This window comes from Sphingomonas lacusdianchii, assembly GCF_022664395.1.
Lineage (GTDB): Bacteria > Pseudomonadota > Alphaproteobacteria > Sphingomonadales > Sphingomonadaceae > Sphingomonas > Sphingomonas lacusdianchii.
Window position 1 is genome coordinate 495,344 of the sequence record NZ_JAKRET010000001.1, and the last position, 13,955, is coordinate 509,298.

Sequence of the window (13,955 nt, forward strand, 5' to 3'; positions counted from 1 at the left end):
GTCGAGAAGGGGTTGCCCCAAACGACGATGTTCTCGACGGGCGCTTCTCGACTACGCTCGAAGCTGCTCGAACCAAACGGCAGGGTTTGGCAAAGATCAGTCACGCCACCCCCACCCGCTGGATTTCCCATTCGAGCGTCACGCCCGAGGCGGCGAGCACCTTCGCGCGGACTTCCTCGCCCAGCGCCTCGATATCGGCGCTGGTGGCGTTGCCGGTGTTGAGCAGGAAATTGCAGTGTTTTTCCGACACCTGCGCGTCGCCCTTGCGCAGCCCCCGGCAGCCGGCGGCGTCGACCAGCGCCCATGCCTTGTGGCCGTCGGGGTTCTTGAAGGTCGATCCGCCGGTCTTAGAGCGGAGCGGCTGCGAGGCTTCGCGGGCAGCGGCGATGCGGTCCATTTCGGTCTGGATCGCCACTGGATCGCCTGCTTCGCCGCGGAAGGTGGCGGAGACGACGATCGCGCCTTCGGGCAGGTCGCTGTGGCGGTAGCGATAGTTGAGGTCGGCTTTTCCCAGCGTCGTCAGCGTGCCGTCGCGGGTCACGACCTGCGCCTCGACCAGCACGTCGGCGACCTCGCGGCCATAGGCGCCGCCGTTCATCCGTACGAAGCCGCCGACCGTGCCGGGGATCGAGCGGAGGAACTCGACGCCGGCGATGCCAGCATCGCGCGCGGTCGAGGAGACGAGGATGCCGCTCGCCCCGCCGCCGCAGGTCAGCGTCAGGCCGTCTGCCGCGACCCGGGCGAACGGCTTGCCGAGGCGGACGACGACGCCGGGCACGCCACCGTCGCGGACGATCAGGTTGGAGCCGAGACCCAGCCCCATGACCGGGACCGACGGGTCGAGTGCGCGGAGGAAGTCGCTAAGGTCGTCCGTGTCGGCCGGTTCGAACAGCCACTGCGCCGCGCCGCCCGCCTTGAACCAGACGAGCGGGGCCAGCGGTGCGTTCGCGGTCAGCCGGCCACGGACCGGCGGCAGGTTCATTTGCCGACGCCCCAGAAGCGCGCCCAGGCGGTCCATGCCTCGGCCTGCGCATCGGCGACCTGCTTGCCAACTTCGCCGAGGTCGCGCTGTTCGGCGGTGTCGAGCAGCTTCTTCGCCGCATCGAGCTGCGCCTGTTGCGCGCGCAGGATTTCGCGCTGCATCTCGATCGCGGTGGAGAACCAGTCGCTCATGCCAGCTTGCCCTCGATCGCGGCGGGCAGGCCGGCGGCGATCTTGGTGATGTCGCCGGCACCGAGGCAGACGATCAGGTCGCCCTCTTGCCCTTCGGCCGCAAGTGCCTTGGCAAGCGCGTCCTTGTCGGCGGCGACCTGTGCCGAACGGTGGCCACGCAGGCGGATTCCGTCGACCAGCGCCTCGGCACTGACGCCAGCGACCGGGGCTTCACCGGCGGCATAGACGGGGAGGACATGGACGGCGTCGGCGTCGTTGAACGCCTGTGCGAACTCGTCCATCAGCGCGCCGAGACGGCTGTAACGATGCGGCTGGACGACGGCGATCACCCGGCCGCCGGTCGCTTCGCGTGCGGCGGAGAGGACGGCGCGGATTTCGACCGGATGGTGGCCGTAATCGTCGATGACGGTCATGCCCGCCACTTCGCCGACACGGGTGAAGCGGCGCTTCACGCCGCCGAACTTGGCGAAACCCTGCGCGATGGTCGCGTCGTCGAGGCCCAGTTCGACCGCGACGGCGATCGCCGCCAGCGCGTTCTGGACATTGTGGCGGCCGGCCATCGGCAAATGGATGCCGGCGATCGTCCGCGTCTGGCCGTCGCGGTCGCGCACGACGCAGTCGAACCGGTTGCCGTCGCGGCCCGCCGTCACCTCGACACCGCGCACGTCGGCCTGGGCGGCAAAGCCATAGGTGACGATGCGGCGGTCGCGGATGCGCGGGATCAGCGCCTGCACCTCGGGATGGTCGAGGCACAGCACCGCCGCGCCGTAGAAAGGCACATTCTCGATGAATTCGACATAGGCGTCCTTCGCCCGGTCGAAGCTGCCATAATGGTCGAGATGTTCGGGGTCGATGTTGGTGACGACCGCGATCGTGCCGTCGAGGCGCAGGAAGCTGCCGTCGCTCTCGTCCGCCTCGACCACCATCCAGTCGGAGGCACCGAGCCGGGCGTTCGAGCCATAGCTGTTGATGATGCCGCCATTGATGACGGTCGGGTCGACGCCGCCGGCGTCGAGCAGCGCCGCGATCAGCGAGGTCGTGGTCGTCTTGCCATGCGTCCCCGCAACGGCAACCGTCGATTTCAGCCGCATCAGTTCGGCGAGCATTTCCGCGCGGCGCACCACCGGAATGCGTTTCGCCAGCGCATGGTCGCGTTCGGGATTGCCGGGCTTGATCGCGGTCGAGGTGACGACGACCGCCACGCCCTCCACATTTTCCGCCCTATGACCGATATGCACGTCGATGCCGCGCGCGCGCAGGCCGTCGACGACATAGCCCTCGGCGACGTCCGATCCCTGCACCTTATAGCCGAGATTGTGCATCACCTCGGCAATGCCCGACATGCCGATGCCGCCGATGCCGACGAAATGGATCGTGCCGATATCGGTCGCGACACCCTTCACGCAAATGCTTCCTTCTGTCGTTTGGCGGGGGCGACCTTGCCCACTTTCGCCTTTGGTGCGTCGATGCTTTCGACCAGATCGGCCATATCGCGCACCGCGAACGGCCGCCCGCAACTACGCGCACGCGCCGCCGCGTTGGCGAGCGCAGCGGGATCGAGGCCGAGCTTCTGAATCTGCTTGGCCAGTTCCGCGGGGGTGAATTGCGACTGGGCGATCGCACGCGCGCCACCGGCCGACACGATCTCGCGGCAATTCGCGGTCTGATGATCGTCGGTCGCGCCGGGCAGCGGCACGAGGATCGCGGGACGCCCCGCCGCAGTCAGTTCGGCGATCGTCGACGCCCCTGCGCGCGCGATGACGACATGCGCCCATGCCAGCCGGTCGGGCAGGTCGGGCAGATAGGTCGCGATTTCCGCCGGAATGCCATGTTCGGCATATTTGGCACGCACCGCATCGATATCCTCGATCCGCGCCTGATGCGTCACCTGCATCCGGCGACGGAACGCGACCGGCAACAGCGCGAGACCATCGGGCACGACCTGGCTCAGCACGCTTGCCCCCTGGCTGCCGCCGGTGACCAGTACGCGGAAGATGCCATCGGCATCGAGTTGCGGATAGGGACGCTCGCGCAAGCCCAGCACGCTGTCGCGCACCGGATTGCCGACCAGATGCGTCTTGGGGACATGCTTGTCCTTCAGCCGCTCGACCGCCTCATAGCTGGTCGCGATGGCATCGACGCTGCCCGCGACCAGCCGGTTGACCCGGCCGAGCACGGCGTTCTGTTCGTGGACGATCGTCGGCACCTTCTGCGCAAAGGCGGCAAGCAGCGCGGGTAGCGCCGGATAGCCGCCAAAGCCGATCACGGCGGCGGGGCGGAACGTCCTGTACAGTTCGATCGCCATCGACCGCCCGGCCAGCATCTGCCGACCGGCCTTCAGCCAGCCGATCGGGCCGCCGCTCAACCGCCCGGCGGGCAGGACGTGCGTCTGGATACCGTCGAACAGGTCGGGAAAGCGCACGCCGCGTTCGTCGCTGACCAGCGCGACACGGTGGCCACGCCGGGTCAGTTCGACCGCCAGCGCCGCCGCCGGGACCATATGCCCCCCGGTGCCCCCGGCGGCGAGGACATAATGTTTGCTCATTTCGCTCCGCTCCAGCGCTGCTGGCCATAGGGTGAGCGGGTCAGATACGGGTTCCGGCGGGTGAAAGCGAGCAGCAGTCCCATCCCGATCGACAGCGCGATCATCGACGACCCGCCATAGGAAATGAACGGCAGCGTCATTCCCTTCGACGGCGCGATACCGACATTGACCGCCATGTTGATGAGCGCCTGCGCCCCGAACTGTACCGCCAGGCCGGCGGCGGCGAGCAGCTTGAACGCGTCTTCCTCATCGAGCAGACGGACGAACACCCGCACGACGATGGCGAGGAAGATCAGTGCGATGATGCCGCAGGCGATCAGGCCGAACTCCTCGCCCACCACGGCGAAGATATAGTCGGTATGCGCTTCGGGCAGCTTGAACTTCACCCGCCCGCCGCCGGGACCGGTGCCGATCGCGCCACCGGCGGTCAGCACGGCATGGGCCATGTCGACCTGATAGCTGTCGGTCGCGGCACTTTCGGGATCCGGAAACAGGAAGCCGTCGATGCGAACCCGCGCCGTGCCGTAGAAGGTGTAGGCGGCAGCGACCAGCCCGACCCCTGCCCCGCCGAGCAACGCCATGGTCCGCACCGGAATGCCCGCGACGATCAGCAGTGCCGCCCAGACGCCGCAGAAGATCACCGTCTGGCCGAAATCGGGCTGCAGCATCAGGCAGCCGGCGATGACCGCGGTCAGCGCGCCGGTGACCAGCAGCATCGGCAGTTGCGGATCCTTGGCCCGCAGCGACAGCAACCACGCGGTCGTGACGATGAACATGGGTTTCAGGAACTCGGACGGCTGGAACTGGCCAATGCCGAGGCTGACCCAGCGTCGTGCGCCGTTCGCCTCGACCCCCACGAAGGGCGTGACCATCAGTGCGAGGACCAGCACCGCAGTGCCGAGCAGGCACAACCGCCGGGCGAACGTGACCGGCAGCATCGACACCGCGATCATCACCGGGAAGGACAGGCCGATCCACCCCGCCTGTCGCCAGAAATACATCATCGGCGGCACGGTGACGTCGCCGCCCGAGTAGCGGACGGCAGAGGCGGGCGAGGCCGCCGCGACCGCGACCAGCCCGATCGCGATCAGCACCATCGCGATCAGCAGCAGCACCCGGTCGACTTCGCGGAACCACGCGCCGATCGGCGAGCGGGCGCTGCGCCCCTGGATGGTTTCAACGCGTTGCCGCAGCGCGCGCACATCCCGCCCGCGTCCGATATCGGTCATCGCAAAGCCTCCACCGCTGCTGCGAAGGCGCGGCCGCGCGCTTCGAAATCGCTATACTGGTCGAATGATGCGCAGGCCGGCGACAGGAGGACCGTGTCGCCGGGCTGCGCCTGTGCGGCGGCGCTGCGGACCGCCGCGTCGAGGGTGCCGGCATTCTCGACCGGCATGTCGGGGGCGAGCAACTCGGCGAAACGATCGGCGGCGGTGCCGATGGTGTAGGCGCGCACGACATTGCCGAAGCCGGGGCGGCAGGCATCGAGGTCGTCGGACTTGGCGAGGCCGCCGACGATCCAATGGATGCGACCGAACGCGTTGAGCGCCGGCGCGGTGGAATCGGGGTTTGTCGCCTTGCTGTCGTCGACATAGGCGACGCCCTCTACGTCGGCGACGTGCGCCATGCGGTGTGGCAGCGCGCGGTAGCTTTGCAGGCCGGCGCGGATGGTGTCGGCGTCGAGGCCGAGCGCTTCGCACACGGCGATGGCGGTCAGCGCGTTCTGGGCATTGTGCGGGCCGGCGAGCGCGGGGCCATAGGCGGGCGCATCGGCGGGCACGGCGATGCGGGTCGCGTGCGGCAGGGTGTCGGCGATGGCGGTCGACATCGGGTCACCCGTGCCGATGATCGCGGCATGGCCGGACGATTGCATCGCGAACAGGCGAGCCTTCGACGCGGCATAGGCTTCGAAGCCGGCATAGCGGTCGAGATGGTCGGGGGTGATGTTGAGCAGCACTGCGACGTCGCAGTCGAGACTGGTCGTCAGGTCGATCTGGTAGCTCGACAGTTCGAGGACATAGACGCCGCCCGCGGGCAACGGGTCCTGCGCGAGGATCGGCAGGCCGATATTGCCGCCCATGCGCGCGGGGATGCCGGCTTGGTCGAGGATGTGGTGGACAAGCGCAGTGGTGGTCGACTTGCCGTTGGTGCCGGTGATGCCGACGACCTTGTGCGGGGGGAGGTCTCGGCGAGCCTGCGCGAAGAGTTCGATGTCGCCGATGATGGGGACACCGCCGGCATACTGGGCGATCGGGTGGCGGTTGAGCGGTACGCCGGGCGAGACGACGATGCCGTCCAGATCGTAGACCTCGACGGCGTCCAACGTCATCGGATCGGCAAACACCAAAGCCCTCTCCCCCATGGGGGAGAGGGTTGGGAGAGGGGGTGTGGCGGGAGATGGCGTAGAAGAAGAAGGCCCCTCTCCCCGACCCTCTCCCCGCAAGCGAGGAGAGGGAAACAGGGCGTCGCGCTTTGCTGCATCACCGTCCCACGCCACGACCTCCGCGCCACCGGCGAGCAGCGCCCGCACCGTCGCCGCGCCGGAGCGGGCCAGTCCCAGCACCGCGAACCTCTTCCCCGCCCAGGCGGTGGCGACAATCACCGCAGTTTCAGCGTCGAGAGGCCGGCGAGCGCCAGCACGAAGGCGATGATCCAGAAGCGGATCACGACCGTCGCCTCGGCCCAGCCGAGCTGTTCGAAATGATGGTGGATCGGCGCCATGCGGAAGATGCGCTTGCCGGTGCGCTTGTACCAGAACACCTGGATGATGACCGACAGCGCCTCGACTACGAACAGCCCGCCGATGATGGCCAGCACGATTTCGTGATGCGACGATACGGCGATCGCGCCCAGCGCGCCGCCCAGCGCGAGGCTGCCGGTATCGCCCATGAACACCGCCGCCGGGGGCGCATTATACCACAGGAACGCCAGCCCCGCCCCCACGATCGCGCCGCAGAACAGCGCGAGGTCGCCCGCCCCCAGCACGTGCGGGATGCCGAGATAGGCGGCGAACTTGGCGTTGCCGACCATATAGACGATCAGCATCAGCGCGACCGAGGCGATGATGACCGGCATGGTGGCGAGCCCGTCCAGCCCGTCGGTCAGGTTCACCGCATTGCCGAACGCGACGATCGTGAAGGCGGCGAAGATGACGTAGAACGGCCCCAGATCGATCGCGACGCCCGAGAAGAACGGCACGTACAGCATCGTACCGGTCTGGCGGATGATGATCCAGCTCGCGACCCCGGCGATGAAGAATTCGAGCAGCAGGCGCACCCGGCCCGACACGCCCGCGGTGCTCGCCTTGCGCACCTTGTCATAATCGTCGAGGAAACCGATCGCTGCGAAGCCGAGCGTCACGAACAGGCACGCCCAGACGAACGGGTTGGCAAGGTCCATCCACAGCAGCACCGACGTGGTGAGCGAGGTGAGGATCATCAGCCCGCCCATGGTCGGCGTGCCGCGCTTGGCGAGGTGGGTCTGCGGCCCGTCGAGGCGGATCGGCTGCCCCTTGCCCTGGCGCACGCGCAGCCAGCCGATGAAGCGCGGACCGATGATCAGGCCGAGGAACAGCGCCGTCGCCGTCGCCGCACCGGTGCGGAACGACAGATAGCGGAACAGGTTCAGCACACCGGGAAAGCCAAGATATTCGGCAATTTCGTACAACATCAGTCCTGGCCCCACAGGTCGGCGACGACCCGCGCCAGCCCCACCCCGTTCGATCCCTTTACGAGCACCGCGTCGCCCGGCAGCAGCAGGTCCGACAGGACCCGCGTGGCGGCGGCGGCGTCGGGCACATGGACGGTTTCGACGCGCCCCTCAAGCGCCTTGGCGAGGGGGAGCATCCCTTCCCCCACCAATATGGCGCGCGAAACACCCGCTTCGTCGACGGGGACCGCCAGCGCGGCGTGATAGGCGTCCGAAGACTCGCCGAGCTCGCGCATTTCGCCGAGCACCGCGACGCGGCGTTCGGCACGTTCGGCGGCCAGCACCTTCAGCGTCGCGCGCATCGAGGCAGGATTGGCGTTGTAGCTTTCGTCGATGACCAGCGCCTCGCCGTCGCCGACCTTGATCCGCCGCCGCGCGCCACGCCCGGCGAGACCGTCGAGATCGGCGAGCGCAAGACCGGCGACGCCGAGATCGCCGCCGAACGCATCGACCGCCGCCATCACCGCCAGCGAATTGGCGACCCAATGTTCGCCGGGCGGGGCGAGCGTATAGCTGATCTCGCGATCGCCTAGCCGGGCGGTTACGAAGCTGTCGCCGCTCGACAGGCGGACATGTTCGATTGCGCGGACATCGGCGCCGTCGCGCAACCCGAAGGTGACGATGCGGCCGGCATGGGGCTGTGCGGCGGCGATCAGCGTGTCGCGATGCGGGCTGTCATACGGCACGATGGCGACGCCGCCGGGGGTAAGCCCTTCGAAAATCTCACCCTTGGCGCGGGCGATCGCATCTTCGCCGGTGAAGAATTCGGTGTGCGCCGGCGCGATGGTGGTGATGATCGCGATATCCGGCCGGACCAGCCGGGTCAGCTTCGACAGCTCGCCCGCATGGTTCATGCCCATTTCGAGCACCGCCGCCCGCGTCGCCGCCGGCATCCGCGACAGGCTGAGCGGCACGCCAGTATGGTTGTTGTAGCTTTTGACCGATCGATGCGCCTGACCGAAGGTGACTCGGTCGAGCGCCGCGAACAATGCCTCCTTGGTGCCGGTCTTGCCGACCGATCCGGTCACGCCGATGATCCGCCCGGCCACGCGCGCGCGGGCGGCATGGGCGAGCTGGTCGAGCGCAACGATGGTGTCGGACACCAGCACGTGCGGCCCGTCGACCGGTTGCGATACCAGCGCCCCTGCCGCCCCTTGCGCAAACGCCTGCGCGACGAAGCGGTGGCCATCGGTCGCTTCGCCCGACAGCGCGACGAACAGGTCGCCGGGGCCGACCTCGCGGCTGTCGAAGGCTACGCCGTCCGCATGGAAGTCGGCGGAAGCAACCCCGCCGGTCGCAGCGGCGATCGCTGCCGAGGTCCAGAGCGGACCGACTCCATCAGCCCGCACAGTCACGCGCCACCTGCACGTCGTCGAAGGGCAGAATCATGTCGCCGACGATCTGGCCCTGCTCATGCCCCTTGCCCGCGATCAGCACGATGTCGCCGGCCTGCGCCATCTCGCACGCGGCACGGATCGCGGCGCGGCGGTCGCCGATCTCGGTGGCGTTCGGCGCGCCCTCCAGCACCTGCGCGCGGATCGTCGCGGCGTCCTCGGTGCGGGGATTGTCGTCGGTGACGATCGCGACATCGGCATGGGTCGCGACGACCTCGCCCATCGGCGCGCGCTTGCCGGTATCGCGGTCGCCGCCCGCGCCGAACACGACGATCAGCCGGCCTTCGGCATGCGGACGCAGCGCCGCGATGGCGGCTTCCAGCGCGTCGGGGGTATGCGCATAGTCGACATAGACCGGCGCGCCGTTCGGCAGGATCACCGCGCGCTCCAGTCGCCCGCGCACCGGCTGCAACCGGGCCAACCCGGCCAACGTCGCGGCGAGCGTTCCGCCGGTCGCCAGTACAAGGCCAGCCGCCGTCAGCGCGTTCGCCGCCTGATAGGCACCGATCAGCGGCAGTTGCACCTTGTGCGCCTGCCCCTCGGCCTCGATCGTCAGCGCCTGGCCGAGCAGGCTCGGCTCGCGTCCCGTAAGGCGCAGCGTGTCGCCATGTTCGCCGACGGTGATGAGCGTGTTGCCGCGCACCCGCGCCAGATCGATCACGCGGTCGGCATGCGGATCGTCAACCCACACCACCGCCGTACCGTCATCGGCCAGCATCTCGGCGAACAGCCGCAGCTTGGCGGTCAGATAGGTCGCCATGTCGCCGTGATAGTCGAGGTGATCGCGACTGAGATTGGTGAAGGCGGCGGCGCGGACCGGCAGTCCTTCGGTGCGATATTGCGACAGGCCGTGGCTCGACGCCTCGAACGCGACATGGGTCACGCCTTCGCGCGCCAGCCCGGCGACGTTCGACAGGAAGGTGACGATGTCGGGCGTGGTCAGCCCGGTGGTGACGCGTTCGTCGGCGGTGGTGACGCCCAGCGTGCCGATCGACGCGGCATGATGCCCCTGCATCCGCCAAAGCTGACGCACCATTTCGACGGTGCTGGTCTTGCCATTGGTGCCGGTGACCGCGACGCAGGTCGGCGGAAACGGCGCGAAGAACTGTGCAGCGGCACGGGCGAAGGCCTCGCGCGGATCGCGGGCGGCGATATGGACCGCGCCCTCCACGACCGCTTCGGGGCGGGCGACGACGGCGATCGCGCCGGCAGCGATGGCAGCGGGGATGAAGTCCTCGCCGTTGACCCGCGCCCCTTCGAACGCGCCGAACACGGTGCCCGGTGCGACCTTGCGATGGTCGATCGCAAACCCCGTGACGATCTGCGGTTCGCCACCGCCGGTAATCGTTCCCAATCTCATTCCACGTTCGCCAGCTTCTTCGCATCACCCGGCGCGCGCCACAGCAGCCCGCGCAATCCGGTGACGTCGATATCGGCATTGGCGTCGGGAATCACCCCCAACAATGGTCCGGTGCGAGAGATGACCCGGCTGACGACCGGGGCGGCGGTCCATGCCGCGCTGGTGAAGCCGAAGGTTTCCTTCGTCCCCTTCGGACTGTCGAGCATCGCGATCACGACATAGCGCGGGCGATCCATCGGGAAGACCGCGGCGAAGGTGGATACGTTGACCTTCTTCGAATAGCCGCCGCCGGCGCCGACCGTTTCGGCGGTGCCGGTCTTGCCACCGACGCGGAAACCGGGGGCCTCCGCCTTCCGACCGGTGCCGTCGGTGACGATCAGGCGCAGCAGCGCGCGCATCTTGGCGCTGGTCGCCTCCGAAAAGACCCGGCGTCCGGCGGGTGCCTGTCCGGGCTTCAGCTTCATCAGCGTCGCCGGGCGCCAGATGCCGCCATTGACCAGCGCGGCATAGGCGCTGGCAAGGTGCAGCGGGGTGACGGCGATGCCGTGACCATAAGCGGTGGTCATCGTCGTCGTCCGGCCCCAGTAATGCGGCCAGATGGGGCGCGACTTTTCGACCTCCAGATCGGGCGCCGCGTCGAAATGCAGCGAGCGGAACAGCTTTTCCATCCGCGCCTGCCCCATTTCGTCGGCGATGCGGGCCGTGCCGATGTTCGACGAATGGACGAGGATCTCGGGGATGTTCATCCAACGCTTCTGGGCATGATCGTCGCGGATGCGGAAGCCGCCCACCGCCAGCGGCTGCGTCGCATCATAGCGCTTCGACAGCGACGGCACGACGCCGTCGTCGAGCGCGGCGGCCATGGTCAGCGGCTTGAACGCCGACCCGAGTTCGTACACGCCCTGCGTCACCGTATTCATCTGACCGGTGTTGGCGGTGACGTGGTTGGGATTGAAGGTCGGCAGCGAGGTCATGGCGATGACTTCGCCGGTATCGCTGTCGAGGACGATGCCTCCGGCGCCGCGTGCCTGGAACACCGCCATCGCATTGGCGAGCTCGCTTTCCAGCGCCGCCTGTACCCGGGTGTCGAGGCTGAGCGCGACCGGACGCCCGCGCTCGGCCGGGTCGACCAGCCGCGCGTCGAGGAACTTCTCCATACCGCGCACGCCGCGCCCGTCCATGTCGAGATAGCCGAGCGCATGCGCCGCCATCGCGCTCTGCGGATAGAGGCGTTCGGGTTCGCGCCCGAGCGCGATGCCGGGTTCGCCCAGCGCATTCACCTGCTGCACCAGTTCGGGCAGCGCGCGGCGGCGAAGATAGACGAAGCTGCGGTCGAGATTGAGCTGCGCGTAATAATAGCCGGCGTCATGGTCGGGCATCAGTGCCGCCAGCTGTTCGGCCAGTTGCCGCTTGTCGCCGATCACCTTGTCGGGGCGCACGGCGATCGACCATGCATCGATGGTGCGCGCCAGCGGCGCGCCGTTGCGATCGACCAGATCGCCGCGCAACGGGACCAGCGCCGATTCCGCAGCGATCGCCGAGCGCGGTTCGGCCATGACGCCGAGCAGCATCAGCCGCACGAGAATCGCCGCCACCCCTGCCGCGAACAGCAGCATCAGCACCATCAACCGATAATGGGCGATGTTCACCAGCGTATGGCGCGCGCCGTCGGCACGCTGCTGGTTGAGCGGCGGGGCGACGACGACGATCACGGGCGGGCGGCTTCCTTGCGGGCGGAACGGGCCAGATCGGCCATGGTCGCATCGCTTAGCAGGGTTCGGTCGAGCATCGCCACCGCCCGCGCCTTGGCCGGGATCACATCGGCCTTTGCCGTCTGGACCGGACCGACCGGCCTGACGGTACGGGCGGGCTCGGCCTTCACCGGCGTCGGGGCGGCGGCGGGTGCAGCGGCGGCAGGCGCGGGTTCGGGCGTCGGGGGTGCGAGTTCCATCGGCGCGCTCGGCACGACATAGGCGAGCGCGACGTTACCGCCCTCGGTCCGGCCCGGCAGCGACGCCAGCTGGTGTTCGCCGCCGACATATTGTTCGGCGCGCGGCGCGGCGAGCGCCAGCACGTCCCCGTTCCAGCGTTCGAGCTGCGCCATGTTCGCGCGAGTGTCGAATTCGGTTTCCAGCGCGCGGATATCCTTGCGCGCCTGTACGATCGATCGCTCGACCGCCTCGACCCGGCCGCGCTCGGCCGCCCCCTGCGAAATGACGAGGTAGAAGGCGGGCGCCATCACGCCGATCGCCACCAGCTTGCCCAACGTTCCGAACCCGAACGCACCCATCACATCGCACTCCCGTTCGAACTCCACGGCGCGGACGCCGTGCGAATGGCCGCACGCAACGTCGCTGAACGCGCGCGCGGGTTGATCGTCACTTCTTCGTCACCTGGCCGCACCGCCTTGGCGATGCTGCCGAAACTGGCCGCCGGTCCCTGCACCACCACCGGGCGGTGGCGCGAACCGGCAGGCATCGCCCCGCCGCGCTCGCGCAGGAACCGCTTGACGATGCGGTCCTCGAGGCTGTGGAAACTGACCACCGACAGCCGCCCGCCCGGGCGCAACACCCGCTCGGCCGCATCCAGCCCGGCGGTCAGTTCGCCCAGTTCGTCGTTCAGGTGGATGCGAATCGCCTGGAACGCGCGGGTTGCCGGGTCCTTCTTCTCGTGCGGACGATGACCGAGCGCGCGGCGGACCACGGCGGCGAGTTCGCCGGTACGCGACAACGGCCGCGCGCCGACGATGAAGTTCGCGACGCGGCGATGGCGCGGCTCCTCGCCATAGCGGTCGAGCACGTCCGAAATCTCGGCCTCGTCGGCGGTGTTGAGCCATTCGGCCGCCGTCATTCCTTCCCGGCTCATCCGCATGTCGAGCGGGCCATCCGATTGAAAGGAAAAGCCGCGATCGGCCTGATCGAGCTGCATCGACGACACGCCGATATCCATCACGACCCCGTCGACCGCGTCAATGCCGCGCGCCGCCAATTCGCCCGCCATCGCCGAAAAAGGCGCTTCGATCAGCGTCAGCCGGTCACCGGCCTCGTCGAGCAGCGGCTTGGCGGCGGCATGCGCGGTCGGGTCGCGGTCGAACGCGATCACCCGCGCGCCCGCCGCAAGCATGGCACGCGTATAGCCGCCCGCGCCGAACGTCGCGTCGACATGGGTCTCGCCAGGCTGGATCGCGAGTGCCGCGACCGCTTCGTTCAGCAGGACCGGGATATGCGGAGCGGCGGTCATTGCAGCCCCTTCTCTTCCATCAGGAAAGCGCACAGCTCGCGCGTGTCTGCGTCGATCTCTTCGTCGGCGATCAGGGTGAACGGGTCCCAGATGTTGAAGGTGTCGCCGCGCCCATGGAAGAACGCCCATTTGTCGATCTTCGCCCGGCGGCGGTAGAAGGTCGGCAGCACGAAGCGACCGGCGCTGTCGAACGGCGCCGATTCGAGATTGCCGAACGCCTTGCCCGCGACGTTATAGTCGGTGTCGACATCCTCATCGCTGCCCTGCGGCCGGCGCGAGTACAGGATCTTGGGCCAGGCGGTGTCGAACGCACTGAGGCAGACATGCTTGCCATGGCGTTTGACGAGCAGTTCGCGGGCGTCGGCATTCTTCTCCAGCACCGAGCGCAGCTTGGCAGGCACTGCGACGCGACCCTTCGCGTCGACCGCCTGTAGCCCGTAGCTCAGGTAGAGTTCCCTGTCCGACACATCGCCCCTGTTTGGTGACGCAGGAGAAGCGTCGCGCCCGGCAAATACGCGCCGCGCGAGAAAGTTCG

13 protein-coding genes are annotated in these 13,955 nt (G+C 68.3%); all 13 read right to left on the bottom strand.

What is annotated here, in order from left to right; genetic code table 11:
- Positions 1 to 100 precede the first annotated feature (100 nt).
- The 13 genes from murB to MF607_RS22895 are packed head-to-tail and all read right to left on the bottom strand — an operon-like array spanning position 101 to position 13,887.
- A complete protein-coding gene (murB, locus tag MF607_RS02355) occupies positions 101 to 982 on the bottom strand; it encodes a UDP-N-acetylmuramate dehydrogenase (protein WP_242115855.1) in 882 nt (293 codons plus the stop codon).
- Positions 979 to 1,173, bottom strand: coding sequence for a hypothetical protein (locus MF607_RS02360; protein WP_242115856.1), 195 nt, complete (start codon positions 1,171 to 1,173; stop codon positions 979 to 981). Before MF607_RS02360 ends, murB begins: the two co-directional genes overlap by 4 nt.
- Entirely contained in the window at positions 1,170 to 2,576 is a 1,407-nt protein-coding gene (gene murC / locus MF607_RS02365) for a UDP-N-acetylmuramate--L-alanine ligase (protein ID WP_242115857.1), read from the bottom strand. Before murC ends, MF607_RS02360 begins: the two co-directional genes overlap by 4 nt.
- A complete protein-coding gene (murG, locus tag MF607_RS02370) occupies positions 2,573 to 3,718 on the bottom strand; it encodes an undecaprenyldiphospho-muramoylpentapeptide beta-N-acetylglucosaminyltransferase (protein WP_242115858.1) in 1,146 nt (381 codons plus the stop codon). Before murG ends, murC begins: the two co-directional genes overlap by 4 nt.
- On the bottom strand, positions 3,715 to 4,947 hold the full coding sequence (locus MF607_RS02375) for an FtsW/RodA/SpoVE family cell cycle protein (protein ID WP_242115859.1): 1,233 nt from the start codon (positions 4,945 to 4,947) through the stop codon (positions 3,715 to 3,717). The genes murG and MF607_RS02375 overlap by 4 nt, the downstream gene beginning before the upstream one ends.
- The gene (gene murD / locus MF607_RS02380) at positions 4,944 to 6,320 is read right to left on the bottom strand and encodes a UDP-N-acetylmuramoyl-L-alanine--D-glutamate ligase (protein ID WP_242115860.1); all 1,377 of its coding nucleotides are present in this window, start codon (positions 6,318 to 6,320) and stop codon (positions 4,944 to 4,946) included. Before murD ends, MF607_RS02375 begins: the two co-directional genes overlap by 4 nt.
- Positions 6,317 to 7,387 (bottom strand): phospho-N-acetylmuramoyl-pentapeptide-transferase, encoded by a 1,071-nt coding sequence (gene mraY, locus MF607_RS02385; protein WP_242115861.1) that lies wholly within the window; start codon positions 7,385 to 7,387, stop codon positions 6,317 to 6,319. The genes murD and mraY overlap by 4 nt, the downstream gene beginning before the upstream one ends.
- Entirely contained in the window at positions 7,387 to 8,775 is a 1,389-nt protein-coding gene (locus tag MF607_RS02390) for a UDP-N-acetylmuramoyl-tripeptide--D-alanyl-D-alanine ligase (protein ID WP_242115862.1), read from the bottom strand. Before MF607_RS02390 ends, mraY begins: the two co-directional genes overlap by 1 nt.
- On the bottom strand, positions 8,765 to 10,180 hold the full coding sequence (locus MF607_RS02395) for a UDP-N-acetylmuramoyl-L-alanyl-D-glutamate--2,6-diaminopimelate ligase (protein WP_242115863.1): 1,416 nt from the start codon (positions 10,178 to 10,180) through the stop codon (positions 8,765 to 8,767). The genes MF607_RS02390 and MF607_RS02395 overlap by 11 nt, the downstream gene beginning before the upstream one ends.
- Entirely contained in the window at positions 10,177 to 11,892 is a 1,716-nt protein-coding gene (locus MF607_RS02400; RefSeq protein ID WP_242115864.1) for a peptidoglycan D,D-transpeptidase FtsI family protein, read from the bottom strand. Before MF607_RS02400 ends, MF607_RS02395 begins: the two co-directional genes overlap by 4 nt.
- Entirely contained in the window at positions 11,889 to 12,473 is a 585-nt protein-coding gene (locus tag MF607_RS02405) for a hypothetical protein (RefSeq protein ID WP_242115865.1), read from the bottom strand. The genes MF607_RS02400 and MF607_RS02405 overlap by 4 nt, the downstream gene beginning before the upstream one ends.
- Positions 12,470 to 13,420 carry a 16S rRNA (cytosine(1402)-N(4))-methyltransferase RsmH gene (gene rsmH, locus MF607_RS02410; RefSeq protein ID WP_242115866.1) on the bottom strand — a complete coding sequence of 317 codons (951 nt, stop codon included), beginning with the start codon at positions 13,418 to 13,420 and terminating at the stop codon, positions 12,470 to 12,472. The genes MF607_RS02405 and rsmH overlap by 4 nt, the downstream gene beginning before the upstream one ends.
- Positions 13,417 to 13,887 (bottom strand): division/cell wall cluster transcriptional repressor MraZ, encoded by a 471-nt coding sequence (locus tag MF607_RS22895; RefSeq protein WP_242115867.1) that lies wholly within the window; start codon positions 13,885 to 13,887, stop codon positions 13,417 to 13,419. The genes rsmH and MF607_RS22895 overlap by 4 nt, the downstream gene beginning before the upstream one ends.
- Positions 13,888 to 13,955: the final 68 nt, after the last annotated feature.

What these genes read in the sequence shown, in the direction of transcription:
- mraY (WP_242115861.1), bottom strand. Translation starts at nt 7,387, where the DNA reads ATGTTGTACGAAATTGCCGAATATCTTGGCTTTCCCGGTGTGCTGAAC.
- MF607_RS02360 (WP_242115856.1), bottom strand. Translation starts at nt 1,173, where the DNA reads ATGAGCGACTGGTTCTCCACCGCGATCGAGATGCAGCGCGAAATCCTG.
- MF607_RS02375 (WP_242115859.1), bottom strand. Translation starts at nt 4,947, where the DNA reads ATGACCGATATCGGACGCGGGCGGGATGTGCGCGCGCTGCGGCAACGC.
- murG (WP_242115858.1), bottom strand. Translation starts at nt 3,718, where the DNA reads ATGAGCAAACATTATGTCCTCGCCGCCGGGGGCACCGGGGGGCATATG.
- murB (WP_242115855.1), bottom strand. Translation starts at nt 982, where the DNA reads ATGAACCTGCCGCCGGTCCGTGGCCGGCTGACCGCGAACGCACCGCTG.
- rsmH (WP_242115866.1), bottom strand. Translation starts at nt 13,420, where the DNA reads ATGACCGCCGCTCCGCATATCCCGGTCCTGCTGAACGAAGCGGTCGCG.
- MF607_RS02395 (WP_242115863.1), bottom strand. Translation starts at nt 10,180, where the DNA reads ATGAGATTGGGAACGATTACCGGCGGTGGCGAACCGCAGATCGTCACG.